Source organism: Arthrobacter sp. SDR-2R (assembly GCF_057747955.1).
In genome coordinates, this window is sequence record NZ_CM173231.1 from 3,487,658 (window position 1) to 3,508,034 (window position 20,377).

General features: G+C 67.6%; 16 protein-coding genes. 8 read left to right on the forward strand and 8 right to left on the reverse strand.

Features of this window, described 5'->3' with window-relative positions; all coding sequences use genetic code 11:
- Positions 1-43: 43 nt before the first annotated feature.
- The gene (locus AC3ANU_RS16090; RefSeq protein ID WP_018770102.1) at positions 44-1,453 is read right to left on the reverse strand and encodes an MFS transporter; all 1,410 of its coding nucleotides are present in this window, start codon (positions 1,451-1,453) and stop codon (positions 44-46) included.
- Between the two features lie 278 nt (positions 1,454-1,731).
- Here AC3ANU_RS16090 and AC3ANU_RS16095 point away from each other — a divergent pair, with 278 nt between their 5' ends.
- From AC3ANU_RS16095 to AC3ANU_RS16105, 3 genes are read left to right on the forward strand one after another with little or no spacing between them, the layout of a single operon-like run.
- Positions 1,732-3,144: an MFS transporter gene (locus AC3ANU_RS16095; RefSeq protein WP_018770103.1), complete on the forward strand. Its 1,413-nt coding sequence runs from the start codon at positions 1,732-1,734 to the stop codon at positions 3,142-3,144.
- 1 nt (position 3,145) lies between these two features.
- A complete protein-coding gene (locus AC3ANU_RS16100; protein WP_488314860.1) occupies positions 3,146-5,353 on the forward strand; it encodes a molybdopterin oxidoreductase family protein in 2,208 nt (735 codons plus the stop codon).
- Positions 5,350-6,909, forward strand: a complete 1,560-nt coding sequence (locus AC3ANU_RS16105; RefSeq protein ID WP_488314861.1) for an FAD-dependent oxidoreductase — start codon at positions 5,350-5,352, stop codon at positions 6,907-6,909. The genes AC3ANU_RS16100 and AC3ANU_RS16105 overlap by 4 nt, the downstream gene beginning before the upstream one ends.
- A 21-nt stretch (positions 6,910-6,930) precedes the next feature.
- On the opposite strand, the gene AC3ANU_RS16110 is transcribed toward AC3ANU_RS16105, so the two are convergent.
- From AC3ANU_RS16110 to AC3ANU_RS16135, 6 genes are read right to left on the reverse strand one after another with little or no spacing between them, the layout of a single operon-like run.
- The gene (locus AC3ANU_RS16110; RefSeq protein WP_478222118.1) at positions 6,931-7,317 is read right to left on the reverse strand and encodes a hypothetical protein; all 387 of its coding nucleotides are present in this window, start codon (positions 7,315-7,317) and stop codon (positions 6,931-6,933) included.
- A gap of 6 nt (positions 7,318-7,323) precedes the next feature.
- On the reverse strand, positions 7,324-8,910 hold the full coding sequence (locus tag AC3ANU_RS16115; protein ID WP_488314862.1) for a radical SAM protein: 1,587 nt from the start codon (positions 8,908-8,910) through the stop codon (positions 7,324-7,326).
- Between the two features lie 16 nt (positions 8,911-8,926).
- A complete protein-coding gene (locus tag AC3ANU_RS16120; protein WP_043425075.1) occupies positions 8,927-9,286 on the reverse strand; it encodes a hypothetical protein in 360 nt (119 codons plus the stop codon).
- A 1-nt stretch (position 9,287) separates the two neighbouring features.
- Positions 9,288-9,635, reverse strand: a complete 348-nt coding sequence (locus tag AC3ANU_RS16125) for a hypothetical protein (RefSeq protein ID WP_478222120.1) — start codon at positions 9,633-9,635, stop codon at positions 9,288-9,290.
- Complete coding sequence (locus AC3ANU_RS16130; RefSeq protein WP_018770109.1) at positions 9,632-10,390, reverse strand: prolipoprotein diacylglyceryl transferase; 759 nt, start codon at positions 10,388-10,390, stop codon at positions 9,632-9,634. Before AC3ANU_RS16130 ends, AC3ANU_RS16125 begins: the two co-directional genes overlap by 4 nt.
- 49 nt (positions 10,391-10,439) lie before the next feature.
- Entirely contained in the window at positions 10,440-11,855 is a 1,416-nt protein-coding gene (locus tag AC3ANU_RS16135) for an NAD(P)H-quinone dehydrogenase (RefSeq protein ID WP_018770110.1), read from the reverse strand.
- 103 nt (positions 11,856-11,958) lie between these two features.
- Here AC3ANU_RS16135 and AC3ANU_RS16140 point away from each other — a divergent pair, with 103 nt between their 5' ends.
- Together AC3ANU_RS16140 and AC3ANU_RS16145 are read left to right on the forward strand one after the other, a co-directional pair.
- A complete protein-coding gene (locus AC3ANU_RS16140; protein WP_056393537.1) occupies positions 11,959-12,777 on the forward strand; it encodes a purine-nucleoside phosphorylase in 819 nt (272 codons plus the stop codon).
- Positions 12,778-12,834: 57 nt separating this feature from the next.
- The gene (locus AC3ANU_RS16145) at positions 12,835-14,583 is read left to right on the forward strand and encodes a phospho-sugar mutase (RefSeq protein ID WP_488314863.1); all 1,749 of its coding nucleotides are present in this window, start codon (positions 12,835-12,837) and stop codon (positions 14,581-14,583) included.
- Positions 14,584-14,653: 70 nt separating this feature from the next.
- On the opposite strand, the gene nirD is transcribed toward AC3ANU_RS16145, so the two are convergent.
- Positions 14,654-15,034, reverse strand: coding sequence for a nitrite reductase small subunit NirD (nirD, locus tag AC3ANU_RS16150; protein ID WP_018770113.1), 381 nt, complete (start codon positions 15,032-15,034; stop codon positions 14,654-14,656).
- A gap of 272 nt (positions 15,035-15,306) precedes the next feature.
- Here nirD and nirB point away from each other — a divergent pair, with 272 nt between their 5' ends.
- From nirB to AC3ANU_RS16165, 3 genes are read left to right on the forward strand one after another with little or no spacing between them, the layout of a single operon-like run.
- Entirely contained in the window at positions 15,307-17,949 is a 2,643-nt protein-coding gene (nirB, locus tag AC3ANU_RS16155) for a nitrite reductase large subunit NirB (protein ID WP_488314864.1), read from the forward strand.
- 2 nt (positions 17,950-17,951) lie between these two features.
- Positions 17,952-18,983: a uroporphyrinogen-III C-methyltransferase gene (cobA, locus tag AC3ANU_RS16160; RefSeq protein ID WP_488314865.1), complete on the forward strand. Its 1,032-nt coding sequence runs from the start codon at positions 17,952-17,954 to the stop codon at positions 18,981-18,983.
- Positions 18,984-18,997: 14 nt separating this feature from the next.
- Positions 18,998-20,164, forward strand: a complete 1,167-nt coding sequence (locus AC3ANU_RS16165; RefSeq protein ID WP_018770116.1) for a uroporphyrinogen-III synthase — start codon at positions 18,998-19,000, stop codon at positions 20,162-20,164.
- Positions 20,165-20,377: the final 213 nt, after the last annotated feature.

A 20,377-nucleotide genomic window follows, 5' to 3' on the forward strand; every position in this document is an offset into this window, starting at 1 on the left:
GCGGGCCGGATGGCCGCGCCGGGCATTTTCGGCACCCGAAGCGTCAGGCCACGTTGTTCTCGTAGTCCAGGTCGCGGGTTTCGCGGGTAAGGAACAGCGCAATCAGGGTGAGCACGGCCATGGCCGTCAGGTAGACACCCACCAGGACAGGGCTGCCCTTGGCCGCTTCCCACAGGGCCACGGCGATGAACGGTGCCACCGCAGCGCCCAGGATGCTGGAGAAGTTGTAGCTGATCGCCGAGCCGGTGTAGCGGACGTTCGTGGGGAACAGCTCCGGCAGCAGCGCTCCCATGGGCCCGAAGGTGAGGCCCATGAGGGAGAACCCGAGGATCAGCAGGCCCATGGTGCCCACAAAGCCACCGCTGAACAGCGGAACAAACAGCAGGCCGAACACGAAGATGCCCGCGGTGACGGCGAGGAGCATCTTGCGCCGGCCGTACTTTTCGGCCAGAGGTCCGGAGACCAGGGTGAAGATGCCGAAGAAGACGACGCCGGCAATCAGCATCCAGAGGAAGTCGTTGCGGGTGTAGCCGAGGCCTGGAACGAACGCGGCAGCAGCGGCGTCAGACATGGGCTTTCCGGCCTTTTCGGCCGCGGCCTTGGCACCTTCGAGGGTTGGCTTGGTGCCGTAGGTAAGGGTGAACGTGGTCATCAGGTAGAAGAGCACGTACGTGGCCAGCATGATGAAGGTGCCCAGGATCAGCTGGCGCCAGCTGGTCTTGAAGACGCGGCCAAGCGGCAGCTTGGCCACCTCCTTGGATTCCAGCACCTTGGTGAAGGCGGGGGTTTCGATCAGCTTGAGCCGTACGTACAGGCCCAGGATCACCATGACGGCGCTGAGCAGGAACGGGACGCGCCAGCCCCACGCCTGGAAAGCTTCCGGCGTCAGGGTGTAGCTCGCAACCAGGAAGATGACGTTGGCGATGATGAAGCCGATCGGGGCGCCCAGCTGCGGGAAGGTGCCGTAGATGGCCCGCTTGTTGGCAGGGGCGTTCTCGGTGGCCAGCAGCGCGGCCCCGCTCCACTCCCCGCCGAGCGCAAGGCCCTGGGCGAAGCGCATGACCACCAGCAGGGCCGGTGCCCAGAATTCCCAGCCCGGAACCAGCGCGGTGGGGAGGCAGCCGATGAGGAAGGTGGCAATACCCATGGTCAACAGCGACGCCACCAGCGTGCCCTTGCGGCCGAACTTGTCTCCGAAGTGCCCGAAGACGATGGAGCCGAGCGGCCGGGCGATGAATGCCACGCCAAAAACGGCGAAGGAGCTCAGCAGCTGGGTGGTTTCGTTCGCGCCCGGGAAGAAGAGCTTCGGGAAAACGAGCACGGCGGCAGTGGCATAGACGTAGAAGTCGTAGAACTCCACTGTGGTGCCGATCAGGCTGGCCACGATGACGCGGCCGCGGGAGTTCACCGGCTGGTGCGAACCAGGCACCGTGGTGGTATCGGTGGATGACATAGGTAAACGCTTTCGTGAGACCGGCCGGGCACAGGCAGGGCTGCCTCCCGGCTCGAATAGTTAGAGTTCGATCTTACTTCGCCGCGTCCAGTCAATGGACGAAACGTCCACCATTCGGACGTGTGTTGCATGTCTCACCATGCGATCCGGCAGGCCGCCTCACGCCGCCGGGCCGGACCGGATAGGCAAAAGTCACAGCGCGTTAACAAACATCGACCGTCCGTGAAACGCGCCGTCCCTACCTTTGAGGAACAACATCCCCCTGAAGGAGGTAACCCGTGACTGTTGACCGCACCGTCGATGCCGGCGTACAGCCCGGCTCTACCCGCACCACAGACACCCCTGCCCTTGAATTCCGCCCCGGCCGCTGGATCGCCAACTGGGATGCCGAGAACAAGGAGCAGTGGGAAACCGCCGGCCGCGCCATCGCCCGCCGCAACCTGAACTGGTCCATCTTCGCCGAGTTCCTCGGCTTCGTTGTCTGGCAGCTGTGGTCCATTGTGGTGGTCCAGCTGCCGGCCGCCGGCTTCACATTCTCCACCTCGGAGATCTTCTGGCTCATCTCCATGCCCAGCCTCGTGGGCGCCACCCTCCGCATCCCGTACACCTTCATGGTTCCCCGGTTCGGCGGACGCAACTGGACCATCGTGTCCGCCCTGCTGCTCCTGATCCCCTCCACCGGCCTGGCGCTGTGTGTCTCCAACCCGGAGACGCCCTTCGGCGTCATGCTGCTCGTGGCCGCCCTGGCCGGCTTCGGCGGCGGCAACTTCGCCAGCTCCATGGCGAACATCACTTTCTTCTACCCGGCCAGGGAAAAGGGCTGGGCGCTGGGCCTGAACGCCGCAGGCGGGAACCTGGGCGCCGCCGTCGCACAGCTTGCCGTTCCCATCGTGATCACCCTGCTGGCCGCCGGCACCGTCAACCTTCCCATGGCCGGCTGGATGTGGGTTCCCTTCATCCTTCTCGCAGCGTTCGGCGCCTTCAAGTACATGAACAACCTCACCAGCGCCAAGGGTGACGTGGCCGGCTCGGTCGCTGCGCTCAAGGAACCGCACCTGTGGATCATGGCGCTGCTGTACATCGGCACCTTCGGCTCATTCATCGGCTTCGCCGGTGTGTTCCCCAAGCTGATCAAGGACTACTTCCCCGCGTTCTCCTCCATCGGAGTAGGCACCGTGGCCCTGTCCCTTGCATTCCTGGGCCCCCTGGTGGGCTCGCTGGCCCGCCCGTACGGCGGACGCATGGCGGACCGCATGGGCGGGGCCCGGATGACGGTCACAGCCTTCGCTTCCATGGCCGTCATCACCCTCACCATGATCTGGACCCTGCCGCTGAAGAACTTCTGGCTCTTCCTGGTCCTCTTCCTGATGCTGTTCACCGCCAGCGGCTTTGGAAACGGTGCCACCTACCGGATGATCCCCGTCATCTTCGCCACCTCCAGCCGGGCCGCACGCAACGGCGCCAGCTCCGTGGCAACCCAGCGCCTGGCGTCCTCGGCACTCGGGCTGATCTCAGCGATCGGCGCCTACGGCGGCTTCGTCATCCCCCAGGTCCTGAACGCTTCCAGCACCGCCAGTGGCTCCTACACCCCGGCCTTCTACGGATTCGTTGCCGCCTACGTGGTGATGCTGCTGGTCTGCTGGACCTGCTACATCCGCAACGCCGGCCGGAACGCGATGGGACACGTCTAACATGACCAAAAGCGCCGACACGCACTGCCCCTACTGCGCCCTGCAGTGCGCCATGACGCTCACGTCCCCTGCGGACCTGGCCCCGGCTGCCCAGCCGGGGCCAGGCCCCGTGCCTGCACCGAATCCCGCGCCCGCACTGGAGGTTGCAGGCCGGGACTTCCCCACCAACCGCGGCGGCCTCTGCCGCAAAGGGTGGACCTCCCCCACGCTCCTGAACCACGCGGGCCGGATCACCGAGCCGCTGCTGAAGGGACCCGACGGCGTCCACCGGCCCATCGGCTGGGACCAGGCCCTGGACCTCGCCGCCCAGGCAGTGAAGGACGCCCGCGCACGCCACGGCGCGGACGCCGTCGGCGTCTTCGGCGGCGGCGGACTCACCAATGAGAAGGCCTACCAGCTGGGCAAGTTCGCCCGGCTGGCCCTGGGCACCTCACGCATCGACTACAACGGCAGGTTCTGCATGTCATCCGCCGCGGCCGCCGGAATGCGGGCGTTCGGCGTGGACCGCGGCCTGCCCTTCCCGCTCGAAGCCCTGGACACCGCCGGCACCATCCTGATGCTGGGGTCAAACGTTGCCGAGACCATGCCCCCGTTCGTACAGCACCTGCGCGGAGCCCGCGACGCCGGCGGGCTGGTGGTGGTTGACCCCCGCCGCTCCGCCACGGCAGCCTTTACGGCCGACGGCGGCGGCCTGCACCTCCAGCCGCTGCCGGGCACCGACCTTACCCTGCTGCTGGGCCTCTCCCACGTGGTCATCCACGAGAACCTGGTGGACACCGCCTACATCGAAGAGCGCACCTCGGGCTACAGCGCCGTAGTCCGCAGCGTCAACGCCTTCTGGCCCGAACGCGTCCAGTCGCTGACCGGCGTCCCCGCGGAACTGATCCGGCAAACCGCCCGCATGCTCGCTGCCGGGGCGCGGGAAGGCGGAAGCTACATCCTCACCGGACGCGGCGTGGAACAGCACGTGGACGGCACCGACACCGCAACCGCGGCCATCAACCTCAGCCTCCTCCTGGGCCTGCCGGGCTCCGCCCGCAGCGGGTACGGGACCCTTACCGGCCAGGGCAATGGCCAGGGCGGCCGCGAGCACGGCCAGAAGGCGGACCAGCTCCCCGGCTACCGCAAGATCACCGACCCGGCTGCCCGCGCACACGTCGCCGCCGTCTGGGGCGTTCCGGAGGAGACCATCCCCGGACCCGGCCTGCCCGCCGTGCAGCTGCTGAAGTCACTGGGAAAGCCCGACGGCGTCCGGTGCCTTTTTGTGCATGCCTCCAACATCGCGGTGGCAGCTCCCGACGCCAACGCCGTCATCGAAGGGCTGCGGAGCCTGGACTTCCTGGTGGTCTGCGACTTCTTCATGTCCGAAACCGCCGCGGAGGCGGACCTTATCCTTCCCGTGCTGCAGTGGGCGGAGGAGGAGGGGACATTGACCAATCTGGAGGGCCGCGTCCTGCGCCGCCGCCGTGCCATCTCACCGCCGGCTGGTGCCCGGAGCGAGCTGTGGATCATGGCCCGCCTCGCCGAGCGGCTGGACGCCCCGTCCACCTACAGCGAGGATCCGGAGACGGTCTTCGAGGAACTGCGGCGTGCCTCCGCCGGGGGCCTGGCAGACTACTCGGGCATTGACTACGCCATGCTGGACCGCGGGGAGGCCGCCTACTGGCCCTACCCGGCCGGCAGCAGCGGAACGCCGCGGCTGTTCGCCGGCCGTTTCGCCCACCCCGACGGCAAGGCCGTGATGGTCCCGGTAGTGCCGCGCCGCCGTCGTACTTCTGCCGGCGATGGCGGGACCTCCGGAGACCCCGCCGGCAAAGCCATGACCCTCATCACCGGCCGGCTCCTGGAGCATTACCAGTCAGGGGCCCAGACGCGGCGGGTGGCCGAACTCGTCGCCGCACAGCCCGAGGCGAGGGTGCAGATCCACCCCTCGGCGGCAGCCGCCATGGGCATCGCCGCCGGATCGCTGGTCTCCGTGGCGAACGTGCGCGGCGAGGTGGTGTGCCATGCGGAGCTGAGCACAGCCATCCGCCCGGAGACGGTGTTCCTGCCCTTCCACTTCCCCGGCTCCGAAAGCGCCAACCGCCTCACCGAAGCCGCCACTGATCCCATCTCCGGGATGCCCGAATTCAAATTCAACACCGTATGGGTCCGGCCCGTGGCCGCACCCGATTCCGCCCGCATGCTGCAAACGACGGAGGCCTCATGAGCGAGCAGATTGTCATCGTGGGATTCGGCCCCGTGGCCGCCAGGCTGGTGGACGAGCTCCTGCCCGCCGTGCGCGCAGGGCAGGTCCAGGTCACCGTGCTCGGTGAGGAACCCGAGGCAGCCTACAACCGCGTCCTGGTGGCCGACCTCGGCGTCGGCCGGACCACCGCTGAAGCACTGGCCCTTGCCGATGCCGCCGAGCTGGCCGCGGACGGCGTGGACGTCCGCCTGGGCATGCGGGTCAAGCGCGTGGACAGGCCACGGCAGCAGGTCCTGCTTGCTGAAGGAGCACCCGTGCACTACGACCGGCTGGTGTTCGCCACCGGATCCCGGCCCGTCATTCCCAACCTGACCGGCATCAACCCGGATCCTTCCTCCCCCGTGCTTCCCGCCGGCGTCACCGCGCTGCGGGACCTTCGCGACGCCGCTGTCCTGCGGCAGGCGGTGGACGGCGGCAAGCGCGTAGTGGTCCTGGGCGGCGGCGTCCTGGGCCTGGAAACGGCGCTGGCCGCCGCGGAGGAAGGCGCCACCGTCACGGTGGTCCACAACGGCCCGCACCCCCTGGGGCGCAGCATCGACCGTGCCGGCGGGGCCGTCCTCGCTGCAGGGCTGCGGCGCTGCGGGGTCCGGGTGGCAGGCAACGCCCGTTCCACCGGCGTTGAGCACAACGCGCCCGACGGCGGTTTCTCGGCTTTGCTGCTGGACGACGGGCAGGCGATTGACGGGGACCTCCTGGTCATTTCATGCGGGGTGCGTCCCCGGACGGAGCTGGCCGACGGCTGCGGGCTGGCCACCGGCACCGGGATCCTGGTGGACCACACGCTGCGGGCGCACCACGAACCGCATATCTTTGCCATCGGCGACTGCGCGGAGGTCCACTGCCCCGACCCGGGCTGCGCCGCATGCCGGAACGCCACGGGGCCCTCCGGCCTGGTGGGCCCTGGCTGGCGGCAGGCCGAGTGGCTGGCGGGCTACCTGACCCTGCTGTCCTCCGGTGGGGTGGAGGAGGCGGAACTGCTGTCCGCGCTCCCGCCGGAACAGCCCGGCGTCGTGGTGCTGAAGGCCCGCGGCCTGAACATGGCTGTGGCCGGGAACAACGACGCGGATCCGTGGGACGAGGAAGCGCTCACGGCGGGCGCGGCCAACGGCAGGGCCCGCCTGCAGGTGGCCCAGTGGGCTGATCCTGAGCACGGCCGGTACGTCAAGATGACCACCCGAGGCGGAGTGCTCGAAGGCCTGGTGGCGGTGGGCATGCCCCGCACGGCGGCCGAGCTGGTGGGACTCTTCGAACGCGGCGCCGAACTGCCTGCGGACCGGTCGCTCCTCCTCCGCCTGGACGGGCCGGACCAGCTGCCGGGCGCAGCCGCGGACCCGGCCGGGACCGTGTGCCGGTGCGCCGGAGTCAGCGGGAACACCATCACGGGCGCCGTGGCCGACGGCTGCTCCACGGTGGCGGACGTTTCCAAGGCCACCCGGGCGGGCACAGGATGCGGTGGCTGCCATGAGGACATCAAGGGCCTCATTGAACGGCATTTCCGGGCGGTGCCGGCAGCCTGAGTGGCGTGTTGTGGTTGCTTTTCACACCCCGAACAATCGTCCCGTGACCAGGTAGATCCCGTAGATGCCCGCGGCCAGGAGGACACCCAGATAGGACAGCACGAGCCTCGTGTCGCGCAGGTAGCACTTGGATTTCATCAGGCCGCGCCGCCGCGCTTTCCAGTATCCGATGAACCCGATGGCTGCAAACACGGACAGCGCCACGGGCCCTGCCAGCCACCCCAGCAGGGCAACCGTGGCGAAGATGCACAGGCGCAACGGGTCAAAAGGTGGTGCTTCGGCGTTGTCAGGGCCGGAACCCGGAGGGGCAGAGGGCACTGCAGGCATGACGCCGTGCTTGGCGCCCAGAAGCTCTGAGGGCAACGGGCCGGCGGCGATCCGCCGGGCGTGTGACGCGGAGTCCATCATTCCTCCCTAGACGTGACGCATCGGAATCAGCCGTGCACCAGTGGCCGTGCTCATGCGTTGCCTCGCCAGCGAGGGCCAGGCCTGCACTGCGCAGAACGGCGCGCATTGATGCGCGCCGGCGTCGCTCTTGGTTCCCACGTGCACGCAGCATTGGGTGAGCCGTTCCTCGATCATCGTGGAGATGTCCATGAAAGGTTTGACCATGATGCGCGTTACCCGTTCCGCGAGGAGCCTGCGGAGGCGTTGCTGCTGCCCCGGGAGTTTGCCCGCCGCCAGGGTGGTAAGCGTGCCGATGCCAAGATCGCACTGGGTGCAGACGTTCTTCCAAAGGTCCATCGTGCGGGGGTGGGACAGGGACGCCTGTTCGCTCAACAGGTCAAGCAGCGAGGTTTTCATCAGGTTCCGCAGCTCCAGGGGGATGGCGCTGTCGGCGATCCGGTTCGCAAGGCTGTCCGGGTTAAGCTCGAGCCAAGTGAGCAGCTGATCATGCCCAATCAATGCTGCCAGGGACCTCCAGACGCCGGCGTCGTCCTTCAGCATGTAACCCACTGAGGCGCAGTGCGGGTGGGAGCAGGGCAACGCTGTCAGGTCGTGCCAGGACACCACGCCGTTGGTCTGCCCGGCCAATCTTTCAAGGACGCCTGTGTGGGTGAGCCGGTCCATGGCATCGATGCCGTGTCCGCGTCCGGAACCGAAGACGGGCTGCAGCGCCACCCCTCCGATAAAGGGAGTCTCCAGGGCACGCATCACCACGGCACCGACTTCACCGTCGTTGACGCCCAGGGATGCTGTCATGGTCAGCGTGGTGAAAACGCCTGCATCCGACAAGCGCGAAATTGCCGCGTCCTTGAAGCGGGTAAGGTCTCCGCCGCGGTGGTGGATCGACGATTCCCTGGATGGACCGTCGTACTGGAGGTACACCTCCACCCTGTCCCGGTGCTGTTCCAGCAGGGCAAGCAGGTGGTCATCGGTGGCAATGAGCATGCCGTTGCTGTTCACCATGATCCTGACGATTGGCCGGGAAACGAGTTCATCCAGCAGTTCGGCAAGATATGGGTACAGCGTTGGTTCACCGCCGGAGAGCATCAGCACATCAAGGCGGTTGTTTTCCCGGTCCAGGCGGGTGTCAACATTGTCAAGCACCTCCCTCAATGGTGCGACTCCCTGCAGTTGTGGGCCGGATGCGGTGAAGCAGGTGGGGCAGCGCAGGTTGCAGTGCTCAATAATGTCCTGCAGCAGGATGCAGGTGTGTTGCGTTTGCATGGCTGGAAGCCCAAAGGCATATGCCTCAGGGACAGGGCGGAAATTGTCGGTCTGGTCAGGGATGTGCTGCTTGGTGGGCGCCTGCCACTTCTCCAGGTAGCGGAGGATTTCCGGAGACTCGTCGTACAGGGTGCGGACCAGCCCATGGTCCGGGCAGCCCCGTTCGAGCCACACGCGGCCGTCACGAATGAGCAGCGTCCCTGCCAGCCGGCGGACCTGGCTCAGTGGAGGGTTGGTTTCGTGGCATTTGGGGCAGAAAGCGGTCACATAGCGGTGGATCCTGTCACCGCGCAGCGGCTGTCCCGGACCGGGCAACTGTTGAGACTTCATGAATCGGCGCCCCTTCTCAAACTCCGGATTGCACCAGGGCACCCACGCAAAGTCCCCCGCCGAGTAACGTAAATATGCCGAGCCCGATCAGCAGCCCGGCCCCGGTGCGCGCGGTGCGGGGACTGACGGCAAGAACAACAGCCAGCCCCAGATAGACGGCGATCGGGACGAAGGCTGCCGGCCCGGCGAAGATGCTGGTTGCCCATGCATTCGGTGGTGCGATGTTCGGTGCTCCAATGCCTACTGTTGCCCAAAGGTAGAGGATGTACAGCGCCACAGCCCCGTAGACGACTCCAGACCCCAGATAGCCGCCCCGCGGTTCCGGCTGCTGCCCACGCCGTTGCTCCTCCGGCGGAACCCCTTGACCGTCATTCATGTCAGGCCCGGACCTGGGCAAGGAACGCGACGCAAAGGCCGCCACCCAGCAGGGTGAAGACTCCCAAACCGATAAGCAGCCCTGCACCCAACCGGGCCGTCGAGCGCCTGATGGCCAGAGCGATGGATACCGCCAAATAAACGGCAATGGGGATAAACGGGGCTGGCACGGCCAGGAAGGTGGCTGACCAGGCATACGGTCCCCGAGCCATCGTCCCCAGTACATAGACGGCGTAAAGGGCCAGCGCCCCAAAGACGATGCCGGCCGCCAGGGAACCGCCGGCAGGTGATTGCGGCGGCAGGTTGCCCTGGTCCGGGGGCTGCGGCGGGATGTCCGGAGCGTCACTCATGCTGCGGTTCCTTCCATCTCTCGGCGGAGCGGCGAGCCGAAAACACGCCGGACCCGCCACACCAGGAGGGGCAAAACCGCCAGCAGGAACCATTGGGGCCGGCTCATCCCCAGCCACAGCACCTCATTGCCCCGGACAAACTCGACCAGGAACCTGAACACGGCGTAGGCGCTGACGAAACAGATAAAGAGGTCGCCGGGGTGGGGCAGGCGGTCCCGGAAACGCCACATCACGGCGAAAGCGGCCGCGTGAAAGAAGATCTCGTAGACGAAAGACGGATGAAGCCCCACCCCGGCCGGCGCCCCGATCAGCGCGGCCTGGGCCGGGGTGAGAAGGATTCCCCACGCTCCCCCGGTTGGCGTGCCGGGGAGCTCTGTCAGAAGGCAGCCGATGCGCCCGATGATGAGGGCCAGGGCTACAGCAGGGGCCAGCAGATCCCCCGTCGGCTGCCGGTAACCGGTCAACCGTTTGGCCAGGAGCACGCCGCCCCAGGCCCCCACAAGCCCGGCCAGGATGCTGCGGTCGCCGTTGCCCCACCAGTCAGCAAGTGAAACCTGGCGTGAGATATCCCAGGTAAGCAACCTGGAACCGATGGCCCCGAAGGCAACGGCAAAACCGGCTATCGGCCACAACCGCGGATCCGTCAGCCCGCGGCGGCGCTTCTCATATGCGTAGAAGAGCAGGGCTGCGAGAATTCCCAGCCCGACGAACCCGGCATGCACCAGCCCGTTTCCCGCGAAGGGAAGCCCAATCATGAGCAGAGTGTAACAACGGGTTGCCCAGCGAATGCGGGCCCTTCGGCCCTTACATGTGGACGTGCAGGCGGCGGGCGGCTTCGGAGATGGATCCGGTCAGCGACGGGTACACCGTGAAGGTGCTGGCGACGTCGTCAACGTGCAGCTTCTGCTTGACCGCGATGGAGATCGGGAAGATCAGCTCCGAGGCGTTCGGCCCCACCACCACGCCACCGATCACCGTGCCGGAACCCTTCCGCGCAAAGATCTTGACGAACCCGTCCTTGGCGTTGCGCATCTTGGCGCGGGCGTTGCTGCGCAGGGAGAGCTTGACGACGTCGGCCTGGTACTTGCCGGACTCGATCTCGGCTTCGGATACGCCAACGTTGGCGATTTCGGGCGAGGTGAAGATGTTGGATGCCACCTGGTGGAGCTTGAGCGGGGTCACGCCGTCGCCCATGAAGTGCGCCACCGCGATGCGGCCCTGCATGGCGGCCACGGAGGCCAGCGGCAGGACGCCCGTGCAGTCACCGGCGGCGTAGACGTTCGGGGCCGTCGTGCGGGAGACGCCGTCCACCTTGATGTGGCCGCTCTCGCTGACGGCGACGCCGGCCTCCTCGAGGCCCAGGCCTGCCGTATTGGGGATGGACCCCAGGCAGAGCAGGCAGTGGCTGCCGGTCACCGTGGAGCCGTCGGAAAGGGTCACCACCACGCCCTTGTCGGTGCGTTCCACGGTCTGGGCACGGGAACGGGACAAAACCCGGACCCCGCGGCGTTCGAAGACTTCCTCCAGGACCACGGCGGCGTCAACGTCGGAGCCGGGCAGCACGCGGTCGCGGCTGGACACCAGGGTGACCTTGGAACCAAGGCCGTTGTAGGCGGAGGCAAACTCCGCGCCGGTAACGCCGGACCCCACCACGATGAGCTCCTCGGGCAGCTCGTCCAGGTTGTAGATCTGCGTCCAGTTCAGGATCCGCTCACCGTCGGGGCGGGCGGTCTCCAGCTCGCGCGGGTGTGCGCCCACGGCCAGCAGGATGGTGTCCGCCTCTACAGTCTCGGTGCCGTCCACCGTCATGACCTCGATGGTGTGGGTGTCCAGCAGCCGGCCGGAACCCGCAATAATCCGCACGCCCAGCTTTTCCAGGCCGTCCCGGATGTCCTGGGACTGGTTGCGGGCAAGGTTGAGGAGGCGGTCGTTGATGTGCTTGAGGTCTGCTCGCATCACCGGCACGAAGTCGCCGCCGTCGACGTCGAACTTCACTCCCAGCTCGCCGGCCTCTGCCACGCGGGTCATCAGGTCGGCCGTGGCAATGAGGGTCTTGGACGGAACCACATCGGTCAGCACGGCGGATCCACCCAGGCCCGCGCGTTCGATGATGGTGACCGTCGCCCCGAGCGAGGCGGCCACCATGGCGGCTTCGTATCCGCCGGGACCACCTCCCAGGATTGCGATCCGGGGGGAGCTGAAATCTGGATGCGTAGTCACAGTCATCCATTCTCGCCCATTTGCCGCTGACCACCAAGAAAACAGGGCGCTCTCCGGGCCGGCCGTGACGGGGGCAACACGGGCGGCACGATAACTTGTACTGGTGAGTACAACAGACTTCCTGAACACGGACCCGTTTGCCGCCGCACGCGCCGCAGCGGACTACATCGCCGAAGAGACAGGCGTGGACCGGCATGACACTGCCCTGGTCCTCGGCTCCGGGTGGGGCGAGGCCGCCGACCTCATCGGCGAGACCACCGCCACCCTGTCGGCCGAAGAAGTCCCCGGCTTCCATGCCCCCGCCGTGGAAGGCCACGTGGGCACCATCCGCTCCATACTGACGCCCTCGGGAAAGCGCGCCCTGGTCCTGGGCGCCCGCACGCACTACTACGAGGGCAAGGGCGTCAGGGCAGTGGTCCACGGAATCCGGACCGCGGCGGCCGCCGGGTGCAGCACCCTGGTCCTCACCAACGGCTGCGGCGGACTCAACGAGGACTGGGCCCCCGGCACCCCGGTGCTGATCAAGGACCACATCAACCTCACCGCGTCCTCACCGCTGGAAGGCGCCACCTTCGTGGACCTTACCGACCTGTACTCGCCGCGCATCCGCGGGCTGGCCCGCGAGGTGGACCCCACCCTGGACGAGGGCGTGTATGCACAGTTCCCCGGCCCGCACTACGAAACACCGGCCGAGGTGCAGTACGCCAAGCGGATCGGTGCCGACCTGATCGGCATGTCCACGGCGCTGGAAGCCATCGCCGGGCGGCACTCCGGGATGGAAGTGTTCGGAATTTCGCTGGTCACCAACCTCGCGGCCGGGATCAGCCCCCAGCCGCTCAGCCACCAGGAAGTCATCGAATCCGGCCGGGCAGCCGGCCCGCGCATCTCCAGGCTGCTGGCCGATATCATCGCCCGGCTCTAACGGATCAGGCGCCCAGGGTGCGTCACGGGCACGGGCAATGACGATAGCGTTAGGCCCATGACGTCTTCCGATGCCGAACTTCGCCTGCTCACCGAAGCCCGCGAATGGGCTGCCCAAGACCCGGATCCCGCAACGAAGGCGCTGCTCCTTGAGCTTGTCCGCCTTGTTGAGGACGGCGATCCCGCGGCCCGGCAGGAACTGGAAGACAGCTTCCGCGGCACGCTCCAGTTCGGCACGGCAGGGCTGCGCGCCGCCCTGGGCCCGGGGCCGAACCGGATGAACCGGGTGGTGGTGCGCCGCGCCGCAGCGGGACTCGCGGCCTTCCTGGGGGACGCCGCAGCCAAGGCCGCCCCGGGCACCCGCCCGCGTGCCGTCGTCGGGTATGACGCCCGGCATAACTCGGATGTCTTCGCGGCCGAAACCGCGGCAATCTTCACCGCGGCCGGCATCGAAGCCTTCCTGCTCCCGGCGCCCCTCCCCACTCCCCTGCTGGCGTACGCCGTCCGCGCCCTGGACTGCGACGGCGGCGTCATGGTCACCGCCAGCCACAACCCGCCCCAGGACAACGGGTACAAGGTGTACCTGGGGCGGCATGCTGTGCCGGCAGACGGCGACGGCGCCCAGATCGTGGCGCCCTACGACGCGGAAATCGCTGGCCGGATCAGCGCCGTGGGGCCGCTGGAATCCATCACGCTGGCAGAGGGCGGCTGGACCGTCCTGGACGGTTCGCTGGCAGCCGGGTATGAGCGGGCGACGGCGGCACTGGCCATGGCGGACCGCTTCCCCGCCCGGGACCTGCGGATAGTCCTCACCCCGCTGCACGGCGTCGGCGGCGGGACTGCGCTGGACGTCCTGGAAGCGGCAGGTTTCAAAGATGTCACCGTGGTGGCTGAACAGGCCGAACCGGACCCTGATTTCCCCACCGTAAGTTTCCCCAACCCGGAGGAACCCGGCGCCCTGGACCTGGCCCTCGGGGCGGCCGCGCAGCTGGACGCCGACCTCGTGATCGCCAATGATCCCGACGCCGACAGGGCAGCCGTGGCGGCAAAGGACCCCGATACGGGCGCCTGGCGGATGCTCCGGGGCGACGAAGTGGGTTCCCTGCTGGGCGCCCACATGGTGGCCCGGCTCGCGGACGGCACCGCCGGCGCGGACGCTGACGGCCGGGGCGTCTTCGCCAATTCGATCGTTTCCTCACGGCTGCTGGCCCGCATCGCCGCCGCGGCCGGCTTCGCCCATGAGGAAACACTGACCGGGTTCAAGTGGATCTCCCGGGTTCCCGGGCTGGTCTACGGCTACGAGGAGGCGCTGGGGTACTGCGTTGCCCCGGAGCTGGTGAAGGACAAGGACGGCATTTCTGCCGCCGTCCTGATCGCCGAACTCGCGGCAGCGGCCAAGGCCGCAGGCAAGACGGTCTTCGACACCCTGGATGAGCTGTACCTCCAGCACGGCCTGCACGCCAGCGACCAGCTGAGCATCAGGGTTGCGGACCTGGGACTCCTGGACGCCATGATGAACCGCCTGCGGGTTTCGCCGCCGGAATCGTTCGGACAGTCCGCTGTGGAGGTCTTCACGGACCTGGCTGAAGGCAGCGCGCACCTGCCGCCCACCGAAGGGCTGCTCTACATCACCCGAAACCTGACCCGTGTCATCATCCGGCCCAGCGGCACCGAGCCCAAGCTCAAGTGCTACCTCGAGGTGATCCACCAGGTGGGGTCCGCCGCGGAACTGCCGGCAGCGCGCCAGGCCGCGCGTGCCTCGCTGGACGAGGTCCTGCACGACGTCAGCGAAGCGCTGGGCCTGTAGGAACTGCCGGTTAAACACCAAAGGGCGCCTGGGCCACTCAAGGCCCGGCGCCCCTTAAGGGGTGCGGGTGTTACAGCTGCACCTCGACGATGCCGTCGGTGACCCGGGTGCTGAATGCTGCCAGGCGCAGGCCCGGTGTGGTGAAGCATTCGCCGGTCTCAAGGTCGTAGACCTCCTTGTGCAGGGGGGAGGCGATGGTGGGTCGCGTCCCCTTTGAGCCCAGGATGCCGCGCGCCATGACGTGGGCTCCGGTGGCCGGGTCCTCGTGTGCCACGGCGAAGACTTCGCTGGGGCCGGTGCGGAACAGCGCCACCTGCCGGCCTGCCACCAGTGCGGCCTCGCCCCAGGCTGGTTCGAGGTCCTCCACCGCGCAGACACGGTGCCAGCCGGTGTGGAATCCAGCGATGTCAGATTCGGCGGCGAGCGCCCCAAGTTCCAGTGTTGCCGTCATGTCCGGCTCCTTTCCCTGTGCCTGTTGTCCTTGCACGGCTGCTTTTGCGGCCGTTTCCAACGCTAGGGTCCGGGTGTTTCAACGGGGTGCGGTGAATGTGTCCGGCGCGTAAAAGAGACCTAACCCGCCCGGAAATGCGCTCGTGATGCAGAAGTTAAGTTGGCGAAACAAATGGGAAACTGAAGCGAAACTGCGTCTCCCTAGTCTGGATGGACAGCTCGTCAGAGAAGGCTGCAGGAAAACTGCCTGCGGCCCATGCGAAAGGCCCATCAGTGACCGAACAGACTTCAAGCACAGAGACTCCGCGCCGCATCGTCGTCGCCGGCGGCGGCCCCGCGGCCCACCGTTTTGCGGACGCAATGCATGCCCGCGGCCTCGATGGCTGGCATGTCACGGTCCTCACCGAGGAAGTCCACCTCCCCTATGACCGGGTGGCGCTGTCCAAAGCCCTCACCGACAACGACGTCGACCTGACGCTCGGCGCGGCGTCCATGTGGGACCACGCCGGCCTGGACCTGAAGACCGGCGAGCGCGTCGTAAAGATCAACGCCGAAGCGAAGACGGTGGAAACCGCCGCCGGCAACAGCTACCCCTACGACGAACTCGTGGTCGCCACCGGCTCGAATGCGGCCCGCCTGCCCATCCCCGGCGCGGAGCACACGCACGTCTACCGCACGCTTGAAGACGTCTGGGCCATCAACAAGGCCATCGCGGAGCTCACGGAGAAGCTCGGCCGCAAGGTCAACGCCGTCACTATCGGCGGCGGGCTCCTGGGCCTCGAGTCAGCTGCCGGCACCGAGCAGCTCGGCGCCAACCCGATCGTCATCGACGGTTCCCAGTGGCTGATGGCCACCCAGCTCGACGAGGGCGCGGGCCAGGCCATGGGCAGGCTCATCAAATCCAAGGGTTTCGAAGTCCACGGCGGGGTCTTTCCCTCGGAGGTACTTTCCGATGACGACGGCCAGGTCACCGGGGTGCTGATGGCCGACGGCCGCGTCATCGACGCCGACATCGTGATCGTCGCCATCGGCGTCCGTCCCCGCGATGAACTCTTCCGCGCCGCCGAGGGCGAGGAACAGGTATTCAGCCTGGGTCCCCGCGGCGGCGTGGTCATCAACGACTACTGCGAAACCGAAGTGCCCGGCATCTGGGCCATCGGTGAAGTGGCCAACTACGGCGGCATGTGCCTGGGCCTGGTGGCGCCGGCCAACACCATGGCGGAGATCGTGGCCGACCGGCTGCACGGTGGGGATGCCACCTTCCCGGGCTTCGACACCGCCACCAAGCTCAAGCTGTCCGGTGTGGACGTGGCCAGCTTCGGTGACGCGTTCGCCAAGACCGAGCACGCCCTGGAAATCGTCTATGCCGACCCGGCCCGCGGCGTCTACCAGAAGATCGTGACCACGGATGACGCCAAGACCCTCCTGGGCGGCATCTTCGTCGGCGACGCCTCCCCCTACATGAGCCTGCGCCCGCTCCTGGGCCGCGAGCTCCCGGCCGAACCGGGCGCCTTCCTGAGCGCGGCCGGCGGTGGCGAGGCGCCGGAGACCGAACTGCCGGATGACGCCACACTGTGCTCCTGCAACAACGTCACGGCCGGAACCATCCGTGACACCATCAACGCCTGCGGCGCCTGCGAGGGCAACGCCCCGGTCCAGGAACTGGGCGAGTTGAAGGGCTGCACCCGGGCCGGCACCCAGTGCGGCTCCTGCGTCCCCATGCTGAAGAAGCTGCTGGAAACCGAGCTGACCAAGTCCGGCGTGGAGGTCTCCAAGGCCCTCTGCGAGCACATCGAACTGTCCCGCCAGGAACTGTTCGACGCCATCCGCGTCCTGGGGCTGACCTCCTTCGAAGAGATCATGGCCAAGTACGGCACCGGCGCCGGCTGCGACATCTGCAAGCCGACCATCGCCAACATCCTGGCCAGCCAGAACAGCGCCTACGTCCTGGACGCCGGCCGCGGCACCCTGCAGGACACCAACGACCGCGCCCTGGCCAACATGCAGAAGGACGGCACCTACTCGGTGGTCCCCCGCATCGCCGGCGGTGAGATCACCCCCAAGAAGCTGGGCGTCATTGCGGCCGTGGCCGAGAAGTACGGCCTGTACACCAAGATCACCGGCGGCCAGCGCATCGACATGTTCGGCGCCCGGCTGGAGCAGCTGCCGGAGATCTGGAAGGAACTCGTGGACGCCGGCTTCGAGTCCGGCCAGGCCTACGGCAAGAGCCTGCGGACCGTGAAGTCCTGCGTCGGTTCCACCTGGTGCCGCTTCGGCGTCCAGGATTCGGTGGCCATGGCCATCAAGCTGGAACTGCGCTACCGCGGCCTGCGCAGCCCGCACAAGCTCAAGATGGGTGTTTCCGGCTGTGCCCGCGAATGCGCGGAGGCCCGCGGCAAGGACGTGGGCGTGATCGCCACGGCCGACGGCTGGAACCTGTACGTGGGCGGCAACGGCGGAGCCACCCCGGCCCACGCCCAGCTCCTGGCCAAGGACCTGGACGACGAAACCCTGATCAAGTACATCGACCGCTACTTCATGTACTACATCCGCACCGCGGACCGGCTGCAGCGCACGGCCCGCTGGCAGGAGGAGCTCGACGGCGGCATCAAGCACGTTGAGGACGTGGTGGTGAAGGACACCCTGGGTATCGCCGAGGACCTTGAGGCCGCCATGGCCAAGCACGTGGACACGTACGTGGATGAATGGGCAGACACCCTCAAGGACCCCGAACGCCTGCGCCGGTTCCGCTCCTTCGTCAATGCCCCCGACCAGAAGGACGACTCCATCACCTTCGTCCCGGACGAGCGCGGCCAGATGCGCCCCGCCACTCCGGAGGAAAAAGGCAAGGTCCTGATCGGGGCTTCCATCCCGGTCCGCTCCGCCACCACGGATACCCCTGGAAACGAGGCATAGCCATGCAGCTCAGTATCGACCTCACCGGCCGGAACGTTTTGGTGGCCGGCGCCCCCGACGCCGCGCGGCAGGCGGTGCGGCGGTACCAAGCCGCGGGCGCCGTCGTGCACCGCCTTGGCAGCCCCGAAGAGGCGCGGCTCGTCCACCTGCCGGAGCGGCTTTTCCTGGTCGCCGCCGTCGAGGACGGACGGCCCGGCTGGGACGCCTTCCTGGACCGCTGCCGGAAGACCGGCATCCCGGTCGCGGCCGAGCCTGCTGCGGGACCCGCCGGACACGTCACCCTGGTGGGCGGCGGCCCCGGCACGAGCGACCTGCTCACCGTGGCGGCGGTCAAGGCACTCCGCGATGCCGACGTCGTGTTCTACGACCGACTGGCGCCGTACCAGGAACTGCCGCGGCTGACCTCCGCGGAACTCGTGGACGTCGGAAAGAAGCCTGGCCACCACAAGGTCAGCCAGTCTGACATCGAAAAGCTGATGGTGGAAAGTGCCCTTGCCGGCAACAACGTGGTCCGCCTCAAGGGCGGGGACCCCTACGTCTTTGGCCGCGGCGGCGAGGAAGTTGCCGCCTGCGTGGCAGCCGGCGTCAAAGTGCACGTCATCTCCGGCGTCACCAGCGCCATCTCGGTCCCGGCCGCAGCAGGCATCCCGGTGACCCACCGCGAAGTCAGCCACATGTTCACCGTGGTCTCCGGGCACGCCCCGCTGACAGAGAAGGAGCACCACCACCTGGCCGGTCTGGGCGGCACCATCGTGGTGCTCATGGGCATCGGCACCCTCCACCAGCTGGCGGCAGGCCTGCGCCGCGCCGGGATGCGCCCGGACATGCCCATGGCCGTGGTGGAGCGGGGCTACCGGCCCGGCCAGCGCACCACCATCGCTGACCTCGGCACCATCACCTCCGCCGCTGCCGGCTGCAGCAACCCGGCAGTGCTGGTCATCGGCGAGGTGGTGCGGGTGGCTGAAGCGAACCGTGACCACGCCGGTGCCGCCGCAGACCTGGACAGGCTGGCGGCCTCGCTGCTGGGATCATGAAAGGATTGACCCCCATGACTGCACTTGCACCGGCTGAACCAGCCCAGGCCGCACCGACGACGCAGGCCGAAGAAGCCACCGATGCCGCGGAGTCGCCCTTGGAAGGGTTCCGCATCGGCGTCACCTCGGACCGGCGGTCGCGCGACCTGATCGAGGCCCTGGAGCGCCGGGGTGCCGAAGTGCTGCATGCGCCGGCGCTGAAGATCGCCCCCGTCCAGGAGGACATGCGCCTCATCGAGGACACGCGGGCCATCATCGCCGCCAAGCCGGACCTGTGCATCGCCACCACCGCCTACGGCATGCGCCGGTGGTGCGAGGCCGCTGACTCCTTCGGGATCGGCGACGAACTGCTGGAAACGCTGGGAAACTGCCGCATGTTCGTCCGGGGGCCCAAAGCCCGCGGTGCCGTGCGCGCGGCCGGCCTTGCCGACGTCGGCATCAGCAGCGACGAAACCACCGCCACGCTGGTGGACATGCTGCTCACCGAAGGCGTCCGGGGCAAGACCGTCGCCATGCAGCTGCACGGCTACACCGACGTCCGCCAGATTGAACGCCTGCGGATGTCCGGCGCCACGGTCCTCACCGTCACGCCCTACCGGTGGGTCAAGCCCGACGGCGAGGACAGGCTGCCGCGCCTGATCGAGGCCGCCTGCAGCGGGAACCTGGACGTCCTGACCTTCACCAGCGCCCCAGCCGTGGACGCGATGTGGAGCACCGCCCACGAAATGGGCCTGTACAAGCAGCTGGTGGAAAGCCTGAAACTGAACGTCACCACCGCCGTGGTGGGTCCCGTGACGGCACAGCCACTCCTGGACGCGGGCGTGACGCCGCTCATCCCGGAACGTTTCCGCATGGGGGCCCTCATCCGGCTGGTGTGCGAGCACCTGGCCCTGAACCATGTCCGGCGGCTGGACACCCGCTCCGGGAACATCGAGCTTCGCGGCCGCAGCCTGCGGATCGACGGCCAGGCGGTGGAACTGGCACCTGCTCCCCTGCTGCTCCTGCGCGCCCTGCTGGGTGCCGGCGGCGCTGTCCTGTCCCGTGAATCCCTCTCCGACCTGCTGGAACTCCGGGGTTCCGTGCACGCACTGGACATGACGGTCAGCAGGCTGCGTTCGTCACTGCCGGACGGAAAGCTCATTGAAACGGTAGTCAAGCGCGGGTACCGGATCCGCGTCTAAGGAACGCCTGTGCCGGCCACTTGTGCGCCGGGAATGGCGGATTGTGTCCGCCGGCCGGTGAATGAGAGGTGGGTCACGGGTTCTGTTACCGGCCGGTAAATACTGGCGAACACGGGCCCGGTAAACAGCAATGGGTGGGTAACACAACCGAAAAAGCAGGCCCCTACGCTGGGTTCCATCATGAAGTTCCGGCCGGTTCCCGGCCGCCAGCGA

Bases quoted from the DNA above. Each gene is read 5' to 3' on its own strand.
- cobA (WP_488314865.1), top strand. From the start codon at position 17,952: ATGCAGCTCAGTATCGACCTCACCGGCCGGAACGTTTTGGTGGCCGGC.
- AC3ANU_RS16130 (WP_018770109.1), bottom strand. From the start codon at position 10,390: ATGATTGGGCTTCCCTTCGCGGGAAACGGGCTGGTGCATGCCGGGTTC.
- nirD (WP_018770113.1), bottom strand. From the start codon at position 15,034: ATGACGGCAACACTGGAACTTGGGGCGCTCGCCGCCGAATCTGACATC.
- AC3ANU_RS16145 (WP_488314863.1), top strand. From the start codon at position 12,835: ATGACGTCTTCCGATGCCGAACTTCGCCTGCTCACCGAAGCCCGCGAA.
- AC3ANU_RS16120 (WP_043425075.1), bottom strand. From the start codon at position 9,286: ATGAATGACGGTCAAGGGGTTCCGCCGGAGGAGCAACGGCGTGGGCAG.
- AC3ANU_RS16125 (WP_478222120.1), bottom strand. From the start codon at position 9,635: ATGAGTGACGCTCCGGACATCCCGCCGCAGCCCCCGGACCAGGGCAAC.
- AC3ANU_RS16115 (WP_488314862.1), bottom strand. From the start codon at position 8,910: ATGAAGTCTCAACAGTTGCCCGGTCCGGGACAGCCGCTGCGCGGTGAC.
- AC3ANU_RS16100 (WP_488314860.1), top strand. From the start codon at position 3,146: ATGACCAAAAGCGCCGACACGCACTGCCCCTACTGCGCCCTGCAGTGC.
- AC3ANU_RS16105 (WP_488314861.1), top strand. From the start codon at position 5,350: ATGAGCGAGCAGATTGTCATCGTGGGATTCGGCCCCGTGGCCGCCAGG.
- AC3ANU_RS16110 (WP_478222118.1), bottom strand. From the start codon at position 7,317: ATGATGGACTCCGCGTCACACGCCCGGCGGATCGCCGCCGGCCCGTTG.
- AC3ANU_RS16165 (WP_018770116.1), top strand. From the start codon at position 18,998: ATGACTGCACTTGCACCGGCTGAACCAGCCCAGGCCGCACCGACGACG.
- AC3ANU_RS16090 (WP_018770102.1), bottom strand. From the start codon at position 1,453: ATGTCATCCACCGATACCACCACGGTGCCTGGTTCGCACCAGCCGGTG.